Source organism: Mesorhizobium sp. AR02, assembly GCF_024746835.1.
Taxonomy (GTDB): domain Bacteria; phylum Pseudomonadota; class Alphaproteobacteria; order Rhizobiales; family Rhizobiaceae; genus Mesorhizobium.
Window position 1 is genome coordinate 14,427 of the sequence record NZ_CP080530.1, and the last position, 21,399, is coordinate 35,825.

Annotated in this window: 21 protein-coding genes; 8 read left to right on the forward strand and 13 right to left on the reverse strand. The window is 59.7% G+C overall.

Annotated features, from left to right (window positions below; translation table 11 throughout):
- Window positions 1-11: 11 nt before the first annotated feature.
- A protein-coding gene (locus tag DBIPINDM_RS00080; RefSeq protein WP_258580925.1) for an IS630 family transposase occupies window positions 12-955 on the reverse strand; the annotation gives its coding sequence in 2 pieces (ribosomal slippage) (window positions 12-619 and window positions 619-955; 945 coding nt in all).
- Between the two features lie 158 nt (window positions 956-1,113).
- On the opposite strand from DBIPINDM_RS00080, the gene DBIPINDM_RS00085 reads away from it, so the two are divergent.
- Both DBIPINDM_RS00085 and DBIPINDM_RS00090 read left to right on the forward strand, forming a co-directional pair.
- On the forward strand, window positions 1,114-1,257 hold the full coding sequence (locus tag DBIPINDM_RS00085) for a transposase domain-containing protein (RefSeq protein WP_258580926.1): 144 nt from the start codon (window positions 1,114-1,116) through the stop codon (window positions 1,255-1,257).
- A 14-nt stretch (window positions 1,258-1,271) separates the two neighbouring features.
- Window positions 1,272-1,604 (forward strand): hypothetical protein, encoded by a 333-nt coding sequence (locus tag DBIPINDM_RS00090; RefSeq protein WP_258580927.1) that lies wholly within the window; start codon window positions 1,272-1,274, stop codon window positions 1,602-1,604.
- 281 nt (window positions 1,605-1,885) lie between these two features.
- Here the strand turns inward: DBIPINDM_RS00090 and DBIPINDM_RS00095 are convergent, their stop codons facing one another.
- Window positions 1,886-3,070 carry an IS91 family transposase gene (locus DBIPINDM_RS00095; RefSeq protein ID WP_258580585.1) on the reverse strand — a complete coding sequence of 395 codons (1,185 nt, stop codon included), beginning with the start codon at window positions 3,068-3,070 and terminating at the stop codon, window positions 1,886-1,888.
- Window positions 3,071-3,074: 4 nt separating this feature from the next.
- Window positions 3,075-3,938, reverse strand: a complete 864-nt coding sequence (locus DBIPINDM_RS00100) for a tyrosine-type recombinase/integrase (RefSeq protein ID WP_258580584.1) — start codon at window positions 3,936-3,938, stop codon at window positions 3,075-3,077.
- Window positions 3,939-4,516: 578 nt separating this feature from the next.
- Here DBIPINDM_RS00100 and ltrA point away from each other — a divergent pair.
- The 3 genes from ltrA (at window position 4,517) to tnpB (DBIPINDM_RS00115) (ending at window position 7,231) form a co-directional block, all read left to right on the forward strand.
- Complete coding sequence (gene ltrA / locus DBIPINDM_RS00105; RefSeq protein WP_318036874.1) at window positions 4,517-5,899, forward strand: group II intron reverse transcriptase/maturase; 1,383 nt, start codon at window positions 4,517-4,519, stop codon at window positions 5,897-5,899.
- A gap of 685 nt (window positions 5,900-6,584) precedes the next feature.
- Window positions 6,585-7,025: an IS66-like element accessory protein TnpA gene (gene tnpA / locus DBIPINDM_RS00110; protein WP_258580928.1), complete on the forward strand. Its 441-nt coding sequence runs from the start codon at window positions 6,585-6,587 to the stop codon at window positions 7,023-7,025.
- Window positions 7,022-7,231: an IS66 family insertion sequence element accessory protein TnpB gene (tnpB, locus tag DBIPINDM_RS00115; protein ID WP_258580929.1), complete on the forward strand. Its 210-nt coding sequence runs from the start codon at window positions 7,022-7,024 to the stop codon at window positions 7,229-7,231. Before tnpA ends, tnpB (DBIPINDM_RS00115) begins: the two co-directional genes overlap by 4 nt.
- A gap of 6 nt (window positions 7,232-7,237) precedes the next feature.
- Here tnpB (DBIPINDM_RS00115) and DBIPINDM_RS00120 read toward each other — a convergent pair whose 3' ends face one another.
- The 3 genes from DBIPINDM_RS00120 to DBIPINDM_RS43490 all read right to left on the reverse strand — a co-directional run bounded on the left by DBIPINDM_RS00120 (window position 7,238) and on the right by DBIPINDM_RS43490 (window position 10,575).
- Window positions 7,238-9,355 carry a recombinase family protein gene (locus tag DBIPINDM_RS00120; RefSeq protein ID WP_258580930.1) on the reverse strand — a complete coding sequence of 706 codons (2,118 nt, stop codon included), beginning with the start codon at window positions 9,353-9,355 and terminating at the stop codon, window positions 7,238-7,240.
- A 304-nt stretch (window positions 9,356-9,659) separates the two neighbouring features.
- Window positions 9,660-10,082, reverse strand: a complete 423-nt coding sequence (locus tag DBIPINDM_RS00125) for a helix-turn-helix domain-containing protein (RefSeq protein WP_258580931.1) — start codon at window positions 10,080-10,082, stop codon at window positions 9,660-9,662.
- Window positions 10,083-10,242: 160 nt separating this feature from the next.
- Entirely contained in the window at window positions 10,243-10,575 is a 333-nt protein-coding gene (locus DBIPINDM_RS43490; protein ID WP_416361686.1) for a DUF5372 family protein, read from the reverse strand.
- A gap of 20 nt (window positions 10,576-10,595) precedes the next feature.
- Between DBIPINDM_RS43490 and tnpB (DBIPINDM_RS00130) the strand changes: the two genes are divergently transcribed.
- The 3 genes from tnpB (DBIPINDM_RS00130) to DBIPINDM_RS00140 all read left to right on the forward strand — a co-directional run bounded on the left by tnpB (DBIPINDM_RS00130) (window position 10,596) and on the right by DBIPINDM_RS00140 (window position 13,023).
- Complete coding sequence (gene tnpB, locus DBIPINDM_RS00130) at window positions 10,596-10,772, forward strand: IS66 family insertion sequence element accessory protein TnpB (RefSeq protein WP_095090153.1); 177 nt, start codon at window positions 10,596-10,598, stop codon at window positions 10,770-10,772.
- Between the two features lie 71 nt (window positions 10,773-10,843).
- Window positions 10,844-12,427, forward strand: a complete 1,584-nt coding sequence (gene tnpC / locus DBIPINDM_RS00135) for an IS66 family transposase (protein WP_258580932.1) — start codon at window positions 10,844-10,846, stop codon at window positions 12,425-12,427.
- Window positions 12,424-13,023 (forward strand): UPF0149 family protein, encoded by a 600-nt coding sequence (locus tag DBIPINDM_RS00140; protein ID WP_258580933.1) that lies wholly within the window; start codon window positions 12,424-12,426, stop codon window positions 13,021-13,023. Before tnpC ends, DBIPINDM_RS00140 begins: the two co-directional genes overlap by 4 nt.
- Before the next feature lie 33 nt (window positions 13,024-13,056).
- Here the strand turns inward: DBIPINDM_RS00140 and DBIPINDM_RS43495 are convergent, their stop codons facing one another.
- From DBIPINDM_RS43495 to DBIPINDM_RS00175, 7 genes are all read right to left on the reverse strand, one after another.
- Window positions 13,057-13,434: an ATP-binding protein gene (locus tag DBIPINDM_RS43495; RefSeq protein WP_416361687.1), complete on the reverse strand. Its 378-nt coding sequence runs from the start codon at window positions 13,432-13,434 to the stop codon at window positions 13,057-13,059.
- A 287-nt stretch (window positions 13,435-13,721) separates the two neighbouring features.
- Window positions 13,722-14,732, reverse strand: coding sequence for an alpha/beta fold hydrolase (locus DBIPINDM_RS00150; RefSeq protein WP_258580934.1), 1,011 nt, complete (start codon window positions 14,730-14,732; stop codon window positions 13,722-13,724).
- Window positions 14,733-15,200: 468 nt separating this feature from the next.
- Window positions 15,201-15,815, reverse strand: coding sequence for a hypothetical protein (locus tag DBIPINDM_RS00155; RefSeq protein ID WP_258580935.1), 615 nt, complete (start codon window positions 15,813-15,815; stop codon window positions 15,201-15,203).
- Between the two features lie 165 nt (window positions 15,816-15,980).
- A complete protein-coding gene (locus DBIPINDM_RS00160; protein ID WP_258580936.1) occupies window positions 15,981-17,135 on the reverse strand; it encodes a M24 family metallopeptidase in 1,155 nt (384 codons plus the stop codon).
- Window positions 17,132-18,922, reverse strand: a complete 1,791-nt coding sequence (locus tag DBIPINDM_RS00165) for an ABC transporter permease subunit (RefSeq protein ID WP_258580937.1) — start codon at window positions 18,920-18,922, stop codon at window positions 17,132-17,134. Before DBIPINDM_RS00165 ends, DBIPINDM_RS00160 begins: the two co-directional genes overlap by 4 nt.
- Before the next feature lie 22 nt (window positions 18,923-18,944).
- Complete coding sequence (locus tag DBIPINDM_RS00170; protein WP_258581224.1) at window positions 18,945-19,937, reverse strand: ABC transporter ATP-binding protein; 993 nt, start codon at window positions 19,935-19,937, stop codon at window positions 18,945-18,947.
- A 188-nt stretch (window positions 19,938-20,125) separates the two neighbouring features.
- On the reverse strand, window positions 20,126-21,226 hold the full coding sequence (locus tag DBIPINDM_RS00175) for an ABC transporter substrate-binding protein (RefSeq protein WP_258580938.1): 1,101 nt from the start codon (window positions 21,224-21,226) through the stop codon (window positions 20,126-20,128).
- Between the last annotated feature and the right edge of the window lie 173 nt (window positions 21,227-21,399).

Below are 21,399 nucleotides of genomic sequence, written 5' to 3' on the forward strand. Positions count from 1 at the left end.
GCACGTCCGGTTTAATCCGGGTCATAGCCTGCGGCCTTGAAGTAGTTCTGGCATTCGGCTGGGGGGAAGAGGTCAACGAGCGATCCGACGGCGTTCCACAGGGCTGTGATTGTCCTCTCGGCTTTGGCGCGCATATGAGCCTTGAGTTTTGAGAAGGCGTTTTCGATCGGATTGAAGTCGGGGCTGTAGGGCGGCAGGAACATGAGCCTCGAGCCGGTCGTCTCGATCGCCTCGCGCACGCCGGCCGCCTTGTGCGCCGGCAAATTGTCCATGATGACGACGTCGCCCTCCGACAGGGTCGGAACCAGAACCTGCTCAACATAAGCCAGGAACACGTTGCCGTTCATGGCGCCGTCGTAGACGAACGGAGCGGTCATTCCTGTCAGCCGTAACGCGCCGGTGAAGGTGGTGGTCTTCCAATGGCCGTGCGGCACGCCGGCCCGGCAGCGCTCACCGCGCGGCGCACGTCCCCGCAGACGGGCCATCTTGGTCGACAGCCCGGTCTCATCAATGAAGACGAGCTTCGCTGGATCGAGATCGAGCTGGCCGTCGAACCAGGCGCGACGGCGCTTCAGGATGTCGGGGCGGTCCTGCTCCAGTGCGTGTGCGGACTTTTTTTGAACGTCCACCCGTGGCCGCGAAGCCATGCGCTCAAGGCGCTGCGGCTGATCCGTACCGACCGCTCGTCCTCCAGCCGTTCCACCATTTCGTTCAGCGTGATGTCCTTGCGCTCATCGATCAGCCCGACGATGAAGGCTTCGTGGGCATCAAGGCTGGACGCGCGTCGGCGGCCTTGCGGGCGAGGCATCCGCTCGCCGATCTTCGCCCGTGCGATCCACCGGATCGCACTCGATATGCCGACGCCGAACCGCGCCGCCGCCTGCCGTGCCGACATGCCCGCGTCCGAAGCCTTCAAGACCCGGGATCGAAGATCGCCGCTCAGTGCTCTTGTCATCATCCACCTCATCAAAGGGGATGTTGAATCACCCATGCAGCCCGACGTCACATCACAATCGATTCATCGATCGCGGGACGTGCTCTAGTGGCTGAGTTGCGCGCAATGTTCGGTGCCCGAGGTCGCGGAAGCGTTCGGCGCAGCTCCGTCACAGCTCTATGCCTGGCGCAAGCAAATGGCACGGCGGCGAGCTTGATGTCACCGAGCGCATCCAGAACGACTGGCCCGCCTCGCGCTGGGACGAGCTGATGCCGTGGAGCTGGGTGCGCCGCGAAGAGATGCCGCTCCCCTTGGCGGCGTGAGCGCGATCGATGACATGGCGCTGTCGGACGAGGCGCTGGAGGCCTGGATGGCCGCCAAGACCAACCGCCGCCCGCTGGTGCGGGCCATGTCGGCGCTGGATGGCTTCGTAACGGCGGCGGTCACCGGGCCGCGGTTCCCGGACCCGCAATACTGGATGTGCCCGCTCATGGTGCGTATTCCGGTGATGCCGGACGGCTATTCCAATCTGAAGCCGGACAGGTATTCCGATTTCATGCCGGACACGATCCGGATTTTGATCGGAATCCCGTCCGGTCATTCCCTGGAATCTGGAGGGTTATGTGAGGTCGCATCGGTCGTCGCGGCGAGCTCGAGCGACCTCACATAAGCCGGATTGAAGTAAGGCGCGGGTTGTTAGCCGCTGTTATGGAGATAGTAGGGCACGCTGTTTGACGGCGATAGCGAATTCGTCGCGTGCAGCGGTGGCACGACCGAATTTTGGCTTGATCCGGCGACCTTCGCGAGCAGCTTGGCGGGCGATCGGTGGCGATTTTTGCGCTCTCAATGCACACTGTCGGTCTTTCGGTGTGACCAGGGCCAAGCGGTGTCGCGCGCAGGCGGGGCGCTTGGTTTTGCGGGCATATCGGAGGGGGTGCGGATTGTCGGAGTTCATGATGTATCGCACCAGAAAGATGATGGCCGGGGCGGCGAAACAGGCGCAACAGTGATCCCTGTCCTGTGCATGGGACGCCGGCAGTCAGGGCATTCGTAGGACTGCCTGTGCTGTGATTTGCCGGCCTGCTGCTGCCCGCCTGCTGGTGATGGCTGGTCGAGGAGCTGCCTGCAGAGACCGATCCGATCCCGTCGGTGGCTATTGGCGAGAAAGCCGAAGTGACGCATGCGGTGGAAGCCGGCGGGAAGCACGTGAAGAAGAAAGCGCCGGATGAACTCGCGCGGGTCAAGGCGCATGATCTTCTCGCGGTCCCGACCATTGCCACGGTAATCCTTCCATCTGAAGGCAACATGGCCGTCATCGACCTCGACGATGCGGCTGTTGGCGATGGCAACACGATGGGTGTAACGGCCGAGATAGGCGAGCACCTGGTCAGGGCCGCCGAACGGTGGCTTCGAATAAACAACCCATTCGACGCGGCGAGCACGCGCGAGATGGCGGGTGAACGCCTCGTCGTTGAGATGGCTGAGTTCGTTGGAGAAGCGGAGTTCACCGTGAGCGAAGACGTCGGCAAGGGCAGTCAGAAAGAGCCGCCGAAACAGGCGCGACAGCACGCGCACGGGCAGAAAGAAGCCCGGCCGGCAAGCGACCCATCTTGACCTGCCGGGCGAGAGACCGCCGCCGGGCACGACGCAATGGACATGGGGATGATGGGTCATGGCCTGGCCCCAGGTGTGAAGCACGGCGACGATGCCGATCTCGGCGCCCAGCCGCTTGGGGTCGGCGGCAACGGCCTGCAGCGTCTGGGCTGCGATCCGCATCAGCAATGCATAGACGACCGCCTTGTTGTGAAAGGCGATCTCGGCGATGCCAGGTGGTAGCGTGAAGACCACATGAAAGTACGGGACCGGCAACAGATCGGCGACGCGTGCATCGACCCACTCCTTGCGGGCCGCGCCTTGACACTTCGGGCAATGGCGATTGCGGCAGGAATTATAGGAGATGCGGGTCCTGCCGCAATCGTCGCAGGCATTGACGTGACCGCCGAGCCTGGGTGTCCGGCAAGCTTCGATCGCGCCCATGACGCGTCGCTCGCCGCGGCCCAGATGGCCGGCGTTCTCACGCCTGTAGGAGCTCCCATGTCGTCGAAAGATGTCGGCGACTTCGAAGGTGGGGCGCAACCGATTACGATTCCGGCGGCGTCACCTCCAGTCGTAATCGATCGAGCGGACTGGCCGTCGACCGGATCGTGTCAGTGGAGACCTGCGTATAGCGCGCTGTTGTCGAGAGGTGGGCGTGGCCGAGCAGGACCTGGATGATGCGGATATCGGTCCCGTTCTCGAGCAGGTGAGTGGCAAAGGAATGCCGCAGCGTATGGACGGTGACGTGCTTGGAAAGACCCGCCGCCGTAACCGCCGAACGGCAGGCGGAATGCAGCACCCACGGCTCGATCGGCTTGTCAGGATCGCGCCCAGGAAACAGAATGTCCTTGGGCCGCGCCAAGCGCCAATAGCTGCGCAGGATACCGAGCAGTTCCGGCGACAGCATGACGTAGCGGGCTTTGCCGCCTTTGCCACGCGTGATGTGGATCACCATCCTTGAGCTGTCGATATCGTTGGCGCGAAGACCACAGACCTCCGAGACCCTGAGACCGGCGGCATAAGCTGTTGTCAGAGCCACCCGCGCCTTCAAGCTGGAGACAGCTTGAAGAAATTCGACGACCTCGTCGCTGGAAAGAACAACCGGCAACCGGCGAGGCTCGCGCGCATACGGAATATGCTCCGGGATTGTATCCTGGCCGAGCGTTACGCCATAGAGGAACCGGAGTGCACAGACGATCTGGTTCAATCCCGACCAGGAAATGCCCTTCGACACGAGGTGAACCTGGAAGGCATGGATATCGTCAAGGCCTAGCCGATCGGGCGATCGGCCAAAATAGCGGCTAAACTTTGCGACTGCATAAAGGTAGGATTGCTGCGTGGCCGGAGATAGATTGCGGACTGTCATGTCCTCGATCATCCGGCGACGCAGAGGGCTCATCTCAGCCATCTGGATCTCCTGTCTGAAGGATGGGTTTGCAACACCCAAATCCTCTCAGACAGGAGGCGTCTCTCAAAGCGGGCACCAATTGCCGCGACTAGCGGCTTAGTTGTGTGCCCAGCATGTTCAACCGCTTGGGGGTGAGAGTCCCTTAGCCAACCTGATGGAGGTGAAGGCTTAGCAAAGCGCAAGGGCATTACCGCGAGGTGGTGTCTGAAGGAAGCGTGGAGCAAAACCGCGACCTGACGAACAGAAACCGGATATGAGGCATCCCTGGCTGGACGAGCGGGCAACGTGTCGCGAAGTCCATATCCATCAAGGGGCAGGGCTGTAGATCCGGCAGGTGCGCGGGGAAGGCGATTGAACTTACCTGGGGAGGCCTGCGTCATGTTCCGACTTCGGAACTGAGGGAACCGCAAGGTGACCTGACCGTGATGCAGGAGTCAGCAGAGGGCATAGTAGGTGATGCTGTCGGTAAGGCTAGTGAGGCACTCCAAGGCCGAAAGGCGGAGCAAATGGATAGGCCGAGCCGGAAACGATGATCGAAGGCCCGAACGACTGGAAGTGGCAAGTAGGACTGGCAACTCATGAGTGGAAAGCGGCAGAAGACCCAGTGTTCACTGGCCCTGGCACCGAGGGATCGGGGTGAAGCCCCTGTCAACGGTTACCAAGGGGCCGAACCACTCGTGGCGAAGTCGGCACCCGAAAGCCCGGTTTGGACAGAACAGCTAATGGAGACGGTATGTAGCCGAGAGAATCTGGAAACAGCGTGGAAACGCGTTCGAAGCAACAAGGGTAGCCCAGGCGTGGATGGGATGACCATCGACGATGCCAAGGGCTACCTGCGTGAGCACTGGCCAAGCATCCGGTCTCGATTGCTTGAGGGAACCTATCAGCCGCAGCCGGTCAAGCGGGTCGAAATCCCCAAGCCGGACGGCGGGGTCAGAAAACTCGGCGTACCTTGCGTCGTCGACAGACTGATCCAGCAAGCCATGCTGCAGGTCCTCCAAGAGCAGTGGGACCCGACGTTCTCGGAGCACAGCTACGGCTTCCGCCCGGGACGCTCCGCCCATCAGGCAGTAGCCCAAGCGCAATGCTACATTGCCGAGGGTTACAGCTACGTGGTTGACCTCGACCTCGAAAGATTTTTCGACCGGGTTAATCACGATAGCCTGATGGCGCGCGTTGCCGCCAGGGTGTCCGATAAGCGTGCGCTCAAACTCATCCGTGCATTCCTCAATGCGGGGGTGATGGAGGACGGCCTGGTCCGTCCGGTGGACGAGGGGACCCCGCAAGGCGGCCCGCTCTCGCCCCTCCTAAGCAACCTCCTGCTCGACGATCTCGACAAGGAACTGACCCAACGTGGCCACCGTTTTTGCCGCTACGCCGACGACTGCAACATCTATGTTCGCAGCCGCCGCGCTGGCGAACGGGTCATGGCTTCCGTCAGCCGGTTCCTGACCAAGAAGCTGCGGCTGAAGGTCAACGAGGAAAAGAGCGCTGTGGCGCGACCGGAGGTGCGGAAGTTCCTGGGGTTCAGCATCTCGAATGACGGGAGCGAGCGGCGCATCGCGCCGAAGGCCCTCGACAAATTCAAGACGCTGATCCGGGACATGACACGCAGGACACGGGGGATCAGTCTGCCGCAGTTGATCAAAGAGCTGAAGCCATACCTCATCGGATGGCGCGGTTACTTCGGCTTCTGCCAGACCCCACGGGTGCTTACGAACTTGGAAGCGTGGATCCGCCGAAGACTACGCATGTATCTCTGGCGGCAATGGGGGAACGGGCACAACCGCTTCAAGGAACTGCGCCATCGTGGCGTCCCAAAGTTCAGTGCTGCGGCTGCCGCCGGTTCGCCGACGGAATTCTGGCGCATGTCAGGACACCCGGCGGTCCAACAGGCCCTGCGCAACCATTACTTCGAGTCTCTCGGCCTCCCTCGACTCCATGTCTCTGCCCAAGCTTAATCCGATCGAACCGCCGTGGTACGGACCCGTATGCCCGGTGGTGTGGGAGGGGTGGCGTCGCGAGGCGTCCCCCTATCCCGATCAATCCGCACTCATGGGGTTGCGGCGCGACGTCTTGGCCAAAGGGTCTGCAACCGATCCACGCCGTGTTTGCCAGCGTCGCCAGGATCCACAGATCCACAACCGGATCAACGAGACGCTCTTCGACAGACCGCAGGATTATGCGCCCCGATTCGCAACCAAGCCCAGCGGCGGCATCGACCCTCGGCAGTGGTGCCAGGGGTTCTACACGGCCATGAATCTCAACATCAAAAGCTGGAGACGGCTACTCGACCTCGACAACCCCAACCACGGCTTGCTGCTGCCGATCCTGATCTACTGCGTGTCGACAAAAAGGGGAAGCCCGTCCTCGGCAAGCCCAGGCCGGGGCCCGAGACCGCGCACTTCATCGAGCACGAGGCGTACAAAGACATCGCCCTCGTCATCCCCGCCCTACGCGAACTCCACTACGTCACCGGTTATGACGACCCGGAGTGATCGGCGGCGGCGCGCGGACCAACGGCTGATGTACTATAGGCGCACCAGACGATTTCGGGAAAGGTGCCTCGACGCATCGCTTACTTTAGGAGTAAGCGATGCGCCAAAGCACCTTGCAATAGGCCGATGAACATGGAGGTTTCGGGCCATGACATTGGAACATGCAAGGGGCGATATGGTCGCCGAGTTAAGGGGTGCCGCGGCGGCGGCCGAAGATCTTGCAACGGTGCCCGGGCGCGTGCGGCCACGAAGGCTGTGGAGTTGCACTGAGAAGCGCGCGTTGGTCGACCTGGCGAGCGCGGCGGGGTCGTCGGTGACCGAGGTCGCGGAAGCGTTCGGCGTAGCTCCGTCACAGCTCTATGCGTGGCGCAAGCAGATGGCCGGCGGGGAACTCGATGCCGATCAGGCGATGGCGACCTTCGCGCGCATCGACGTGAGCGATCTGCCCGAGGTCGAACGCCCCGTCGCCGATTGCTCGGACCCGGCCGGCAGGATCGTCGTGGCCTTTCCGAACGGCACGCGATTGCGGATCGACGGCACCGTTGATCCGACAGCACTGCGTATCGTCCTGGCGGAGTTGACCAGGTGATCACGGTTGTGCCGACCGACCGGATTTACCTGTGCTGCGGCGCGACCGACATGCGTCGCGGGATCAATAGCCTGGCGCGGATGGTGCAGCAGGTGCTCGCGCTCAACCCGCACACTGGCGCGATCTTCTGCTTCCGTGGACGCAAGGGTCATATCATCAAGATTCTGGCGCATGACGACCAGGGGTTCTGCCTGTTCACCAACTAACTGGCTTCATACTACAGCCCTTTCCTTGAGATCGGAGCATTTTGAGGAGTTGAGTTGGCGGATGGCCTCTGCCCGATGGGCAAGCTGGTTCCATCGGCTGCACTGTTTGGCTGGGACGTGCGGTCCGGGCAGTTCATAGAGGCCGATATAGCCGTTGTAGGCATGTCTTTTCACGATGCCGTATTTCGCCCATCTGACCAGGGTGCATTCGGTGATTCCAAGTTTTGCGCAGGCTTCTGCTTTTGTCAGCATTCCCCGCTCGCGCAGCCGGTCGTAGCGCGAGCGCAGACCATATTGCTTGACGAGATAGATGACGCGCAAGTCGCTGAACTGGGTGTCAGCCTTACCGCGCCGCGCTGAGCCGCCGGGACGGATTCCCCTTGCATTCAGGATGTCAGCGATTTCAGCGCAGATATGCTCGTCGAGAAGCTTGTCGACCAATTCGACCACCTCGGGCCGGGTCTTTACCTGCTGTGCGGAGGTTTTCGGGTTCTGAGTGATCAATGTTTCGGTCTTTCCGCCTCTGAAGCGGATGTGTATCCGTGTCTCTCCCTCGGCCTGGAACTTGAGCAATGTGATGTCTTCGACGAGATAGGCAAGGAGCCGCTTGCGTTCTCGGTTCGGCAAGGCGGGGTCGCGCCAGACCGTTTTGAAGTCGGCCGTCATGGCGATCAATCGATCGCGGATTGCATCGTCGAGTGTCGCTCGGTCTGCGCGCAGAGCACTCTCTCTTTCTTCTCGTAGATCAGACAGCATGCGCAGTTTGTCGTTCCATTCGCGTTCAAGGGTGTCGGCGACCAGGCGGTTGTTCGGATCGACCAGCATAAACCGCCGCTGTGCAAGATCGGCATCGATTTGGGCGCGTTCGACGGCACGGAGCCGGAGTTTGTCCGCTTCGTCATAGCGCGCTTCGATCTCTTTTCGGATCTCCAGAGCTAACTCCACGGCGGCGGGCGTCATTTCCGCAGCGATCAGTTCACCGATCGCCGCGTCGACGGGCCAGCCTGCGATCGACTGGCAGTGAGGCTCACCCCGAGAGACGTAGGCGCGGCTGCAGACGTACCAAGTGTCCACCTGACCGCGCCGGGTGACGTAACGGGCCCTCATGTGACAGCCACACCGCCCGCATATGACGCGCCCCTGCAACAAAGCCGCGCCTTCGCGCGGTGGCGAGATGCGCGCGGTCTGGTAGCCTTGGCCATTGGCCTCGAGCGCCTTGAGGTTGTGCTGGAACTGCTCCCAGCTGATATAGCCGGGATGTGCGTCCGGGATGCATGCGAGCCATTCATTGGGCTCACGTTTGCGGAACTGTTTCTTTCCGTCGACGGTTCTGCGGTAAAGACGCTGACCATAGGCATAGACGCCCGCGTAGCGAGGATTGTGCAGCGTGCGTAAGGCCGCCGATGTGGTCAGCGGTTGGAAGACCACCCGCTTGCTGTTGCGGAACCGGGATGGGAAGAGCAGACCTTCCCTGGCAAACGCCTTGACGGTCTGCGTGGCCGACCCGACCCGCGAGAACGTCTCGAAGAAGTGGGTGATCATCTCCCGGATCTGAGCGTCTGGATCAAGGACCACATCGCCAACCTCGTTGTAGATGAAGCCGGTCGGAAGGGGACAGCGATATTCGCCGCGGCGTGCTTTGTTGAGAATGCCACCGCGCAACCGGGCTTTGATAACGTGCAACTCGGCCTCGCTCATCGTGCCCTTGAGGCCCAGCAGAAGCCGGTCATTGAAGTTAGCCGGATCGTAGACGCCATCTTCGTCGAGAATGAGCGTGTCGGCCAAAGCGCAGATCTCCAGCAGCCGATGCCAGTCCGCGTTGTTTCTGGCGAGGCGAGAGACTTCCAGGCCCATGACGATCCCCGCGCGCCCCATGCCGACATCGGACACCAAGCGCTGGAAGCCTTCGCGCCACGACGCTGAAGCGCCGGATTCGCCCTGGTCGCTGTCGATGACGGTGATCTGGTCGTCGTGCCATCCAAGCCCGATCGCGCGACCACGAAGATCGTATTGACGCTTGGTGCTTTCGACATTCTCCATGACCTGGCGCATCGATGACTGTCGGATGTAGAGGTAAGCGCTCCGCTCGAGATGATGCGATTGGACCTTGAGCTTTTCGTTCATGCTGTTCTCCGTTCAGGGGCCGCCATCACGATGGCGGCGAGCAAGTGGATGATTGTGCGTCGCTCGGACGTTTCGTCCGCGATCGGCAGCTCGGCTACAGGCGGCGAAGCCGCGGGTGGGGACCAGCCCGGCGCACGCAAGATCGCGCTAACCCAGGCCCACATGCCGCGATGCAGAAGGATGCTAAGACCACTGCGTGCCTCCACAGGGAGCGCGGCACCAAGCGCGGCGGCGCGCAGTATTTCGTATCGCTCCGTGGCGCGGGACTGCATCGCGCAATGCAATTGCGCACCACCACTGATGGTTACGCCGTTTTTTTTACGCCGAGCGCACGCTCGATTGTTCTGGGGTGGACATCGAGGCCGAACTCTGTCCAGAGCCGGTTCGTCAGTTCGCGTGCCCGAATGGGCTCGCCTGGAACCACTTGGGCCCTGAGAAAGGCCAGCACTTCGCTCTGGATCTTGTGCGGGCCGTGCGGGCCGCGCTTCCTCGGTACTAGGCCGGCCAGACCCGCGTCCTCGAAGTCCGCTTTGGCCTGGTAGAAGGTCGGGCGGGAGACGCCATATTCGTCGGACACCTCCGTTACCGACATTTTGTCGACGGATACGCGCCGCAGCATCTCGTACTTCACCTGCACGATGTCGCGCGGATCGAAGAAGCCGTCCTCCCGGAACTTCTGATCGCCGATTTTTTCCGGGGCTGGATTGAGCGTGCCATCCTCGGCCAAAGCGCTGGCTTTCGATTGCCTGTGTTTGACGCTGTCCGACACCTGCGCTGCCCCCCGATGTCGACTCAATTATCGTAATTATAAATATGCCGCGTATGATTAAACTGTCAAGCGTGTATCTGCCAACCAATCGCATATAATCTCTACTAATACAGCACATTCAGCGAAGCCCCCATGGATTTTGCGGCGTTATTTTCCTTACAACATCGGCGAAATTTCCTTTACAATCTTGCGGCGTTGCGCATCTCCCTTGCGATATGAGGCGCTCTACGAGACTGCTGAGTTCCAGTAGGTCGGTGAGGCTGCACAGTGCGCGCCCGTTTCCCGCGACAACCTCAAGGCTGGGCACGGCTGCATCGGTCCATTGCGGCGGAACAGAGCAAATCCGGCCATCGTCAAAGCGCAGCAGCAACAGCTTGCCCGCTCGGTTACCGCGCTTCCCAACGCAGGCACCGTGCTGCCCGGAATACGGATGAAAGGGGTGAGTCACCATCACAAACTGCAACGGGGACGATGAACCGCCTGCATTTCCAAGTGAGTTACAAGCGGCTTACCGATGGTTGTTTTGCCTGGCCAACCACCAAGGATCAGGTCGCCGTGTCGCTCACCAAGGCGCAGCTTTCGCTGCTTTTGGACGGGATCGATTGGCGCCGGCCGAGCAAGATTTATCGACCGCGTTTGGCTGGCTGATTTTGATGTTTCTTATTGATTTTGTGTTGATTCTTCTTCCGTAACGAGGGTCTTTCGGGTATAGGTTTTGGGTGTCGGAACAAGCTCCCTCAATCGCTGATTTCTTCGCTCGGATCGCCCTTCTGGAGGCGGCCGTTTCTGCCCGTGACATCACCATCGCCGAACGCGATGAGCAGCTTCGAAGAGAGCGCGCCGAGGCCGCACTTCGCATCCAGCGCCTGCAGCTGCGGATCGATCGCTTCAACCGCAAGGCCTTCGGCCGTTCGTCCGAGAAGCTGGGCCAGATGCGGCTCGAACTCGAAGATCTCGAGACCGATTTCGCCGCCCGCGTGCCCGATATCGAGCTGCCCATCGTCGCTGACACCGACAAGGTGCGGGTGTTGCCGGTGCGCAAGCTCAACCCGAACCTGCCGCGCAAGCGGGTCGTTCGCGAGCCGTCTTGCGCATGTTGCCCGGGCTGTGGCGGCGATCTGCGCGCCATGGGCGAAGATAGCGACGAGATGCTCGATCTGGTTGCCCAGGCCTGGCAGGTGATGGAGACCATTCGACCCAAGTACAGCTGCCGGACCTGCGATAAAATCATCCAGGCGCCGGCGCCAGCCAAGGCCATTGCACGCGGCAAGCTCAGCTATGCCGCGCTCGCCCATATCATGATGGCGAAGTGGGGCTATCATCTGCCCTTCTACCGTCTGGCCCAGATGATGGCCGCCAAGGGCGTCGATATCGAGCGTTCCACGCTTGCGCGCAGCGCCGGCTACGCCGCCGCCTTGCTCGATCCGATCTACAACCGCATCCGCGAGATCGGCCGTACCCGCACCAAGATCCACACCGACGACACGCGGCTTCCGATCCTGGCGCCCGGCAACGGCAAGACACACAAGGGCGCGCTCTGGGTTTACGTCGCCGACGACCGCAACTCGGGTTCGCAGGAGCCGCCGATCGCCTGGTATCGCGCCACCATGGGCCGCGCCGGCGAGAGCGTGATGACCGAGCTCGCCGGATTTGCCGGCACGCTCCAGGCCGACGGTTTCAGCGGCTATAACCAGATCTACAAGGGCGGCGCCATTCGAGAAGCTGCCTGCCTGGCCCATCTGCGTCGCAAGATATTCGACGTTCACGACAGCCAGCCGACCGAGCTCAGCACGACGGCGATGGCCGGTATCCAGGCGATCTACCGGATCGAGGAAGAGATACGGGGGCTCCCGCCCGCCGAGAGATTGGCCGCACGACGAAGTCGGACCCGACCACTGGTCCGCGCGCTGCGACGACAGCTCACGCGCCAGGGCAACGGTTTGTCGCGCCATGCCGATATCGCCAAGGCCTTCGCCTATGGCACCAGACGATGGCGCGCGTTCAATCGCTTCCTCTACGATGGCCAGCTCGAGCCCGACAACCTGATCGCGGAGCGGGCCATTCGTGGATTTACAGTCGGCCGACGCAACTGGCTTTTCTCGGGCAGCTTCGCCGCGGCAGAGCGGTCAGCGGTCGTGCTCAGCATCATTGAGACGTGCAAGCTTTGCGGCGTCGATGCCGAAGCCTACATGGCCGACGTCACCGAGCGCATCCAGAATGATTGGCCAGCCTCGCGCTGGGACGAACTGATGCCGTGGAATTGGGTGCGCCGCGAAGAGATGCAGCTCTCCTTGGCGGCATGAGCGCGCTCGATGACATGGCGCTGTCGGACGAGGCGCTCGAGGCCTGGATGGCTGCCAAGACCAACCGCCCGCTGGTGCGGACCATGTCGGCGCTGGATGGCTTCGTAACGGCGGCGGTCACCGGGCCGCGCTACCCGGACCCGCAAGACTGGATGTGCCCGCTCATGGGGTTGCGGCGCGACGTCCTGGCCAAAGGGTCTGCAACCGATCACGCCGTGTTTGCCAGCGTCGCCAGGATCCACAACCGGATCAACGAGACGCTCTTCGACAGACCGCAGGATTATGCGCCTCGATTCGCCACAAAGTCCAGCGGCGGCATCGACCCCCGGCCGTGGTGCCAGGGGTTCTATGCGGCCATGACTCTCAACATCAAAAGCTGGAAATCGCTACTCGACCTCGACAACCCCAACCACGGCCTGTTGCTGCCGATCCTGATCTACTGCGTCGACAAAAAGGGCAGGCCCGTCCTCGGCAAGCCCAGGCCGGGGCCAGAGACCGCGCACTTCATCGAACACGAGGCCTACAAAGACATCGCCCTCGTCATCCCCGCCCTCCGCGAACTCCACTACGTCACCCGTTATGACGACCCGGAGTGATCGGCGCCGGCGCGCGGACCAACGGCTGATGTACTATAGGCGCACCAGACGATTTCGGGAAAGGCGCCTTGGCGCACCGCTTACGAGTGATCGGCGCCGGCGCGCGGACCAACGACCGACCCGCCATAGACATATCACCAGCGGTTTCAGGAAAGGTGCCTCGGCGCACCGCTTACCTTTAGGATGCCGGTCTGGCCTTCTGCAGAAGGCCGAACCGGCGCTTTTCGCGGAGTCGGTAGCTGTCGTCGGGGTGGTGATCACTGTGGAATGATGAAGCAGGCCATCCAGGATCGCCGTCGCGACAACAGCGTCCCCAAAGACGCTTCCCCATTCGCCCACGCAGCCGGTGTTCTCGTAGCGCCGTGACACGAGCTGGGAGAACAGGTGGGCAGCATTGACCCCGAAGGGCAAATATCCCAGTTCGTCCAGATGAGCAGTTTCGGCCGCTATAGGATCGTCAACTGCTGTCGAGTAGCCATCGTTGCATCGTTGTGAGCCTCGGCCAGCATCGCAACCGGTGTGGCCGCCGCGACGAACTGCACGTTGTAGTTTCTGGCGGATCGCCTCGCAGCCAAAACGAGCATCGGCAATTGCCGATGAACCACGAGCATGCGTCCTCGCTTCCCGTTCAAGCCTCCTGGGAGGAACTGCTGAGCGATGTCACCGTCCCGACGATGGAACCGCGTTTCGCGCGGGACCTAGTCGACGAGGGCCTCGCGACTTTGGGGTAAGAACAGAAGCTCGTCCTGCACCAGCCACGCCAACATGTGGGGCATCAGTTGGTTCAAGTTGTGCCCGAAGTGGGGAAAGAGAGCCAAGCTCGCATTCGGGATCTGGGTCTGCAGCCACTCTGAGTGGCGCCGCGCTGCCATGAGATCCTCGAGACCATAAAGCATCCGTGTAGGTACCGTTATCGACCCGAGGTCGAAACCCCATGGCGACACCCATGATTGGGCGTCATCAACGTAAGCATCTTCCTCAGAATAAGGCGAGTCAGGCAAGGCCAGCTGTTGGGCGATCTGGTCCCTCAACGGGGCCAGCAAACACGCTACGCGACGGTCATTCTCCGAATACAACTGTTTCTCAATTTCCGGATCGCGCAATTTGGAAGCGACACGCCTGTAGAATTCGCGAGATGACTCTGGGCCTTTCCGCGCCTCCACGATCTCCTCCCGCATCAGGGGGGAAGGCCCGTCAGCATAATCGAACCCTCCGGGACCAAAGTTCGGGCCGTTGCCGGCACTGCACACAGCCCGCGAAATGCGCTTGGGCAGCAGCGCTGCGGTGGCAAGGGCGAGCATGCCGCCCCCGGAATGACCGTACACCGCTGCTATGTCGACTGACAGATGATCGAGGATGGCCTCAACAACTGGAACGATGTCGCGGATCTTACGCCCGGGCTGAGGGGTTGAGCCCCCGTATCCTGGACGATCGAACACAACCAGGCGACAGAAGAGCGCTCCGCTGGCCACATAGTTCACAATATGGCCAAGGCCAGTGCTGGGGGTCCCATGGATTCCAACAACGAGCGGAGCCTCGGGCGGCCCAACCTCATATGCGCGGACGGTCCTGCCTTGTGGCACTGGGACCTCGAAGACGCGTGGAGTCAGGTACTTGTCAATGAAAGATTGCTCTTCCATCGCTCCAGACGATGAGGCCGTGTACGGATTCGCCCGGGAGGACGCATCAGCGTGAAGTTGTTGGTTCATGATCGTTTCTCCTCATAATGTGCAATAGAGCTGCCCGGCTTGCTCACCTGCGATGGGCAGATGACAATTCAAACGCCGTAACTGATCGTGCCCACTGACGTGGCGTAACTAACGGCTTTGGTCGACGTGCTCTCCGGCAAGGCCGGATTGATCATCGTGCCACTGCGAACGCTTGCCGGTAGAGGCTGAAGTTCCCCCCGTTTTATGGATGGCTGCCATTACCCCCAGAATGGTCGGCGGTCGGCTTCGCCTCTGCCGCGCGCGGCCACGGCATACTGGTCACGCCCCCCCATCGCGTCCATGGTGGACGACGCCGATCCCGGCGGTACCGCGTCTGCCTCGGCGCTCCAAAGGACCTTCCCGAGTTATCAAACGCGCTGTACACCCTCCACGAGATCATCTCCCACCAGCCCCTGAACGTGTTCTCGGTCGCTTAGACCCTTCCTTAAGTCGCATAACGCGACACCCTCAACCGATCGAAGCCATCATCATCTTGCAGAGACCAACGACGTCGTAGATCGGCAACTTTGTTGTGCGACGCATTGTGTGAGATACGGTTGGAAAGCCCGTGCATTCAAAGAGAATGGCTGCGATTTCAGGGTGCTCGGCGCGGATTCGTGTGATGCATCCGGCGACATCAGTCTCAATATCGGCAACGTCGGTTGGCAGAGGCGGACGCCTCATCTCGTTCTGCAACAACTTTCCTCCTTCGACTCCACCAATGACCAGCCTTGCCCGTTGCACGAGATCGTCAACGCCAAGCAACTCGAGGCCGCAGACCCTTGAGTCGGCGGTTAGGATGGCCAACTTAGAAGACGACGGCAATTGACGGAGCAAGGCTGGCACCAGAAGCAGGCTTGACGTTGCGACAGGAACGTTCACCGAATTGGCCACAGCTGTTTGATGGCGGATCGAAAAACCACAGTCCGAGGTTATTGCGACTGCGCCTCTTTCAACAAGGCGCTGGGCAGCTTCGATATAGGCCGGCTCAAGTGCCGAATTGCCACGGACGACATCAGCCGCCCAAGCTCCACGGATCGTTTCCTTGATTATCGGGAAGTCATACGTTGCTGGATTTAGCATCGAGCCGGATACAACTGGAGGCGGACTACCATCTGGTCCTACCCATTCGATGCACATAATTCCGAGAGAACGCGGACGCGCTATCATAAAAACTCACTTCTTTCTATCGAGAGTGGATGGGCGCCTCAAAGGCGTCACCGCTTGACGTGGGTTGTTGCTAGAAGATCACGCTCGAAACAGAGTATGCGGTGTGCTGCTCATGATATCAGCGCCGCGATCCGTGACAAGAATTTGCTCGCTGGTCCCGACCATGTACCCGCTTTCGCTGTACAGAATCACCAGAACGTGCAGGGTCATTCCGGGTTTGAGAATATCCGACGCTTCGGGCTCGAGACTCAGCGCGCCACGGTCCGACCAATTGATCCCGGTTTGATAGCCCGTGCGGTTTCGAAGGACCCTAGGGCGTCCATCGCGGTCGATCACCTTTCGCGCCGCCGCGTTCACCTCTCCCGCTGGTACACCGGGCTTGATGGCAGCAATTGCTGCTTCAAGCACCGCCTCCGCCAAACGGTGGAGCGATTCGGTCCCAACATTGCGGCCAAGTACGGCACTGCGAAACACCCCCGCCACATACCCTTTTCTGATGCCGCCAACTTCAACCGTTGCAGGCTCATCGTTTCGGATCGCATGACGCCGCGGCTCTCCGTGCGGCAATTTCGTCCGCTCTCCAAAGTTCAGGGAGTTTAGCATAACTCCCTCACCGCCGGATCTTTCTACTTCATCACGGATGGCAGCAGCAACTTCGGTTTCGCTTATGCCCTCCTTCAATGAATTCTGAAATGTGACTATTGCAAGATCCGTCATGGTCATAGAATCGCGCATCGCCTCCAGTTCCAGCTCGCTTTTCACGGCCGAAATCGACGGGACAATCCGAGTCGCGTCAGCAACCCTAATACCTGGAAGCTCCGCTTCAATAGCGCTCAAATCGGCTGGCGCGAGACCCCAGCAGCCAAGCTCAAATCCAACCGCTTTGTTCTGCAATCCGTACCGGCGTAGAACCTGTCCACATACCTTGGCGAAGTCTGCCTGATGAGTATACGGAACGATTTCGTCGATGCAGCTGTATGCACGGACTGTCTGCTCGTCGTACTCTCGAACCACAAATGTCGGCGCCCGTCCTGGGACAAGGATCAAGGGAAAAGGCCTGAAATACCCGCCCTTCCCGTCATATCCGGTAAGATATTGGAGATGAGTGTGGGCGGTCACTAACAGTGCGTCGAGCCCGGCCCTCTCCACTGCCTGAAGAACCTGCGTCTGCCGACGATCATATTCCGATTTGGGAAATGGAATACCAGAAGCCAAGACGGACATCGCGGTCATGCATCACCATGGTTTGTTGCTATCGTTTCCATTACTCGCGCTCTCGGCTGTGCCCGCCACCACGCGAAATAGAGAATGACCAACCAGAGAACCGGGAGGAGCATTAATAATGACGCCACTGCAGCGATGGTTGGATCAATCTGATTGCGGATATTCTCCCACATTTTCAGTGGAAGCGTACGGATCGCGAACCCGCTAACCAATGACGTGATCACAACCTCGTCAAAGGAGTGAAGAAACGCAAAGAAGGCGCCGCCGATAATTCCTGGCCTTATTAGTGGCAGAGTTACCCTCCAGAAGGCTCGCGCCGGCCCCGCGCGCATGCTCATCGCTGCCTGCTCAAGCCGTCTGTCAAAGTTTGTGAGGGTTGCCGATACGATCACTACAACGTAACTAATGGCGCCAAGACTGTGCGCTAACACGATGCCTGCCTTTGAACCGATTAGCCCAAAATCTGAGAGCCCAAGATACGCTGCGATGCCGACCACGATAACCGGGATGGTGATCGGGGTGAGAATGACCATGTTGAGCAAACCGCGTACACGCGGTTGTACGCGGCTGAGACCGTATGCGGCAATTGTCCCTATGAAGGTCGCGAAGAGGGCAACAACGATGCCGATTTGAATGCTGTTCAAGGCAGCGCCGTTCCAGGAAGGGTCACCAAAGAAATTTCTGTACCACTGTAGAGAAAGCCCAGAAGGTGGAAATTCCAAAAAACTACCTGCGCCGAACGACATTACTACAACAAGAATCTCCGGAAAAAGCAGGTAGAACAAGACAAGTATTACGAATACAAAGCCGGCGACCTTTGCCAACCGGTTAGGGTCCCCTGCACGATACAGCCCTGCAGCCCATTGGGACGCGCGGCGTCGAGTGCCAATCTTGTCAAAGTAGCGCTTCAACCTATGGGATACGGTCAGCCGCCCAAAATACGACTTCCATCCTGGCTTCGCGCCTCCGGCTGGTGTCCCCGCAAGATCGAGTCCAACAAACGATAGCACCACAACGGCAACCGCCAGAAGGATAAAGGAGGCAGTCGCGGCCGGAGCAAAGTTAAAGGACGTGGCCATTTGTGATGAAATAAAGTTTGACAACATTGCATCGCCCAAACCGCCTAGAGCGGCTGGAGTGATGTAGAAGCCCAGGCAAACAACAAAGACCAACAGACAGCCACTGCGAATCCCTGGCAGGGTGAGTGGGAGGAAAACGCGCCAGAAGGCGGTGAACGGCCTTGCTCCCATGCTGCGCGCCGCTGCCACTAGCGACTTGTCAACACCAATCATAGAGCTGACGAGCGGCAGTATCATCATGGGGAGCATAATGTGCACCATGCCGATGTAGACGGCGGCACGGTTGTATATGAGCGGAAGTGGACTGGAGATTATGCCAAGGCTGAGAAACAGGTTGTTGATCAGACCGCGATCGCCGAGGATCGCTATCCATGCGTATGTGCGGACCAAACCGCTAGTCAGGTACGGGATGATGACCAGCGCAATGAGCGTCATGCGCAGTTGCTTTGAACCGGCCACCATCAGATAGGCCATTGGATAGCCGATGATAAGGCAGATAGCCGTAGCCACGACACTTATCTCGACAGTTTGCAAGAGCACCCGAACATAAGCCGGTCGGCTAAAGAAAGCCTGATAGTTGGCTAGCGAGAATCCCGGCACGTTCAGGCTGGTCAGGAAGAGCTGAAGGAGGGGTACGGAGAAGACGACGAGCAGGACAGCCAAAGCCGGCACGGTGAGCCATATCGGGTTTCGCCCAAAAATCTGAAACTTTCTCATCAGCTCTGCCTTCTTCATCACCCTACAACGAGACAAAGCGGACATCGGACCGCAACCAGTCCAGCCGGACGTCGTCGCCGGGCCGAAAGACCTGCTGGTCTGCCGCGACATGCTCACGAACGATGAGAGTGCTACGCGCGGTGCGCACATGATACTTACGCACCGGGCCGGCAAAAATCGTGTCGTCGACGATTCCCGTCACGAACTGACGCTGGTCCGCGTTGGCAGGCTTCGGTGACGTAGGGGCGGCAATGCCAATACGCTCCGGTCGTATCATCGCCACGCTCCCCGGATGCTGCACCACGTCGATCTGCAAATCCGGGATCTCAATGATGTTGGCTTCTCCGAGAAAGTTTGCAACGAAGCGCGTCGCCGGCCTGTCGTAGAGGGCTTCCGGGGTGTCGATCTGCTCGATCTGGCCGGCGCGCATCACGACGATGCGATCCGAAAGAGTTAATGCCTCCTCCTGATCGTGCGTAACGCACAGGGTGGTGATGCCGAACTCTTTGTGCAGGTTCTTCATCTCGATCTGCATTTGCTCGCGAAGATTGCGGTCGAGCGCACCGAGCGGCTCGTCGAGCAGGAGGAATGGCGGATCGGCAATCAGCGCGCGGGCAAGGGCCACGCGCTGCTGTTGGCCGCCGCTCAGTTGGGATGGCATGCGGCCGCCAAGATCACCGAGATGCACGCGCTCTAGCATGCGCTCGACGCGAGCCGCCCTCTCAGCGGCGTTGATACCTCGCATTTCGAGCGGAAATGCAAGGTTCTGTCGCACTGTCAGGTGCGGAAACAGAGCGTAGCTTTGAAAGACGATTCCCTGGTCGCGCCGATGGGAGGGCACTGCAGCGACCGACTGCCCAGCAATAAGAATGTCGCCACGACTTGGCGCCTCAAACCCCGCGAGCAGCATCAAAGCTGTAGTCTTGCCCGAACCGCTCGGGCCAAGGACAGTCAAAAACTCGCCGCGACGTACCGTCAACGACAGATCCCTAACCGCAGTGACCTTCCCATACATTTTGGTGACGCTGCGAAATTCGATCTGTGGCGGGGCAAGACGGTCGCTGTCCGACCCGATATTGGCCGGAGCATCAGCTACGGGTACGCGCTGCTCATGAACAGGTACAACCGACATTGTGGCTCCATAGGGATAAAGGGGCGCAAGGCGGCAATAAGCCGCCTTGCCGAGTATACTGGGTGTGGGCGCTAAAGTGACCACTCCTTCCAGCGTTCCGCAAATCGCTGCTGGTTAGTCAGACCGTCCGCACCAATCTCGCTGTACCACTGTGCATTACGAGGAATGCTATTGGCCTTATAGTCAGGGTGGCTCGCAAGCTTGCGAGCGATGTTGTCAGGAATGAGTTTAAATGCATTTAGATTGCTCGGGCCAAGGGAGAACAGCTTCGAGAAATTCGCTTGATTATTGGCTCGAGTAGCGAATTCCAGAAACTTCTGGGCATTCTTAGCGTTTGGACTGCCTTTTGAGATCACCCAATAGTCAAAGGTCAACTTGGCCTGATTTCGATTGATCTCTACCGGCGCCCCCTGATCAACCAGCAACTGGGCACGACCATCGAAGGAATGCGCGAGATCTGCAGCCCCGTCGTGTAGTATCTGTTGAATCTCTGACCCTGCAGCCCACCACTTTCGAACGTGCGGCTTTATTTTGTCCAGGCTTGAAAAGACGCGGTCTATGTCGAGCGGATACAGCTTATCGGCAGGCACGCCATCCGCCAGCAGCGCCTCCTCCCAGGGCCCTTCGCCGGACTCCCCAGACCGCATCACTCTCAGCCCGGGAAACTTCTCAGCATCCCAAAACTCTGACCAGGAGGTAGGCCTTGGCTTACTCGACGGATATGCCTTTGTGTTATAAACCATGTTGAACGAATAAACTGAGGAAGCGACGGCATAGGGGTGCTTAAAAGCGTCAGATATGCCGTCAAGTTCGTCCTTCTTATAAATGGAATAATCAATCTTCTCGACGAGGTCTTTGCGAACTGCAGCGCCAATGTCGCCTATACCGATAACAACAACGTCGACAGTGACGTTTTTTGTTTGCGCCATTAGCTCCATTTGGGCAAGAAGAATGTCATCGGTGATCGTCTGAACCTTGATGCCGGTTTCGGCCTCGAACGGTTTTACATAGGCTTCGATATTGGCCTTTCCCCAATCGCCGCCGCCCACCATGACCCGCACTTCACCCGCTGATTGCGCCGAAGCCCGACCAGCCACGGAAGACAGCGCCCCGACTGCCAGAGCGCACGAGGTCGACTGCATGAAACGTCTGCGGTTTATACGAAAACTCATTTTTGTTCTCCCCTATTGCTCCCATTGACCGCCATTGGCCGGGATTTCTTATTCGGAAACAAAGGTTAATCGAACAATCAGTTTATTGCAATAGAACATTTAGAAAGATCATATGTCACACCCTCATCCACTGAAGTCTTAAGAGTGCTGAGGCGCACACGTCAGCCCTGCAT

Excerpts from the sequence above, each read along its gene's own strand:
- DBIPINDM_RS00100 (WP_258580584.1), bottom strand. The coding sequence starts at position 3,938 with ATGGCTGAGATGAGCCCTCTGCGTCGCCGGATGATCGAGGACATGACA.
- DBIPINDM_RS00175 (WP_258580938.1), bottom strand. The coding sequence starts at position 21,226 with ATGAGTTTTCGTATAAACCGCAGACGTTTCATGCAGTCGACCTCGTGC.
- DBIPINDM_RS00120 (WP_258580930.1), bottom strand. The coding sequence starts at position 9,355 with ATGAACGAAAAGCTCAAGGTCCAATCGCATCATCTCGAGCGGAGCGCT.
- DBIPINDM_RS00140 (WP_258580933.1), top strand. The coding sequence starts at position 12,424 with ATGAGCGCGCTCGATGACATGGCGCTGTCGGACGAGGCGCTCGAGGCC.
- DBIPINDM_RS00155 (WP_258580935.1), bottom strand. The coding sequence starts at position 15,815 with ATGCTAAATCCAGCAACGTATGACTTCCCGATAATCAAGGAAACGATC.
- DBIPINDM_RS00165 (WP_258580937.1), bottom strand. The coding sequence starts at position 18,922 with ATGAGAAAGTTTCAGATTTTTGGGCGAAACCCGATATGGCTCACCGTG.
- DBIPINDM_RS00150 (WP_258580934.1), bottom strand. The coding sequence starts at position 14,732 with ATGAACCAACAACTTCACGCTGATGCGTCCTCCCGGGCGAATCCGTAC.
- tnpB (WP_095090153.1), top strand. The coding sequence starts at position 10,596 with ATGAACCGCCTGCATTTCCAAGTGAGTTACAAGCGGCTTACCGATGGT.
- DBIPINDM_RS43490 (WP_416361686.1), bottom strand. The coding sequence starts at position 10,575 with ATGGTGACTCACCCCTTTCATCCGTATTCCGGGCAGCACGGTGCCTGC.
- DBIPINDM_RS00160 (WP_258580936.1), bottom strand. The coding sequence starts at position 17,135 with ATGACCGCGATGTCCGTCTTGGCTTCTGGTATTCCATTTCCCAAATCG.
- DBIPINDM_RS00085 (WP_258580926.1), top strand. The coding sequence starts at position 1,114 with ATGCCTGGCGCAAGCAAATGGCACGGCGGCGAGCTTGATGTCACCGAG.
- ltrA (WP_318036874.1), top strand. The coding sequence starts at position 4,517 with ATGAGTGGAAAGCGGCAGAAGACCCAGTGTTCACTGGCCCTGGCACCG.
- DBIPINDM_RS00090 (WP_258580927.1), top strand. The coding sequence starts at position 1,272 with ATGGCGCTGTCGGACGAGGCGCTGGAGGCCTGGATGGCCGCCAAGACC.
- tnpA (WP_258580928.1), top strand. The coding sequence starts at position 6,585 with ATGACATTGGAACATGCAAGGGGCGATATGGTCGCCGAGTTAAGGGGT.
- DBIPINDM_RS00170 (WP_258581224.1), bottom strand. The coding sequence starts at position 19,937 with ATGTATGGGAAGGTCACTGCGGTTAGGGATCTGTCGTTGACGGTACGT.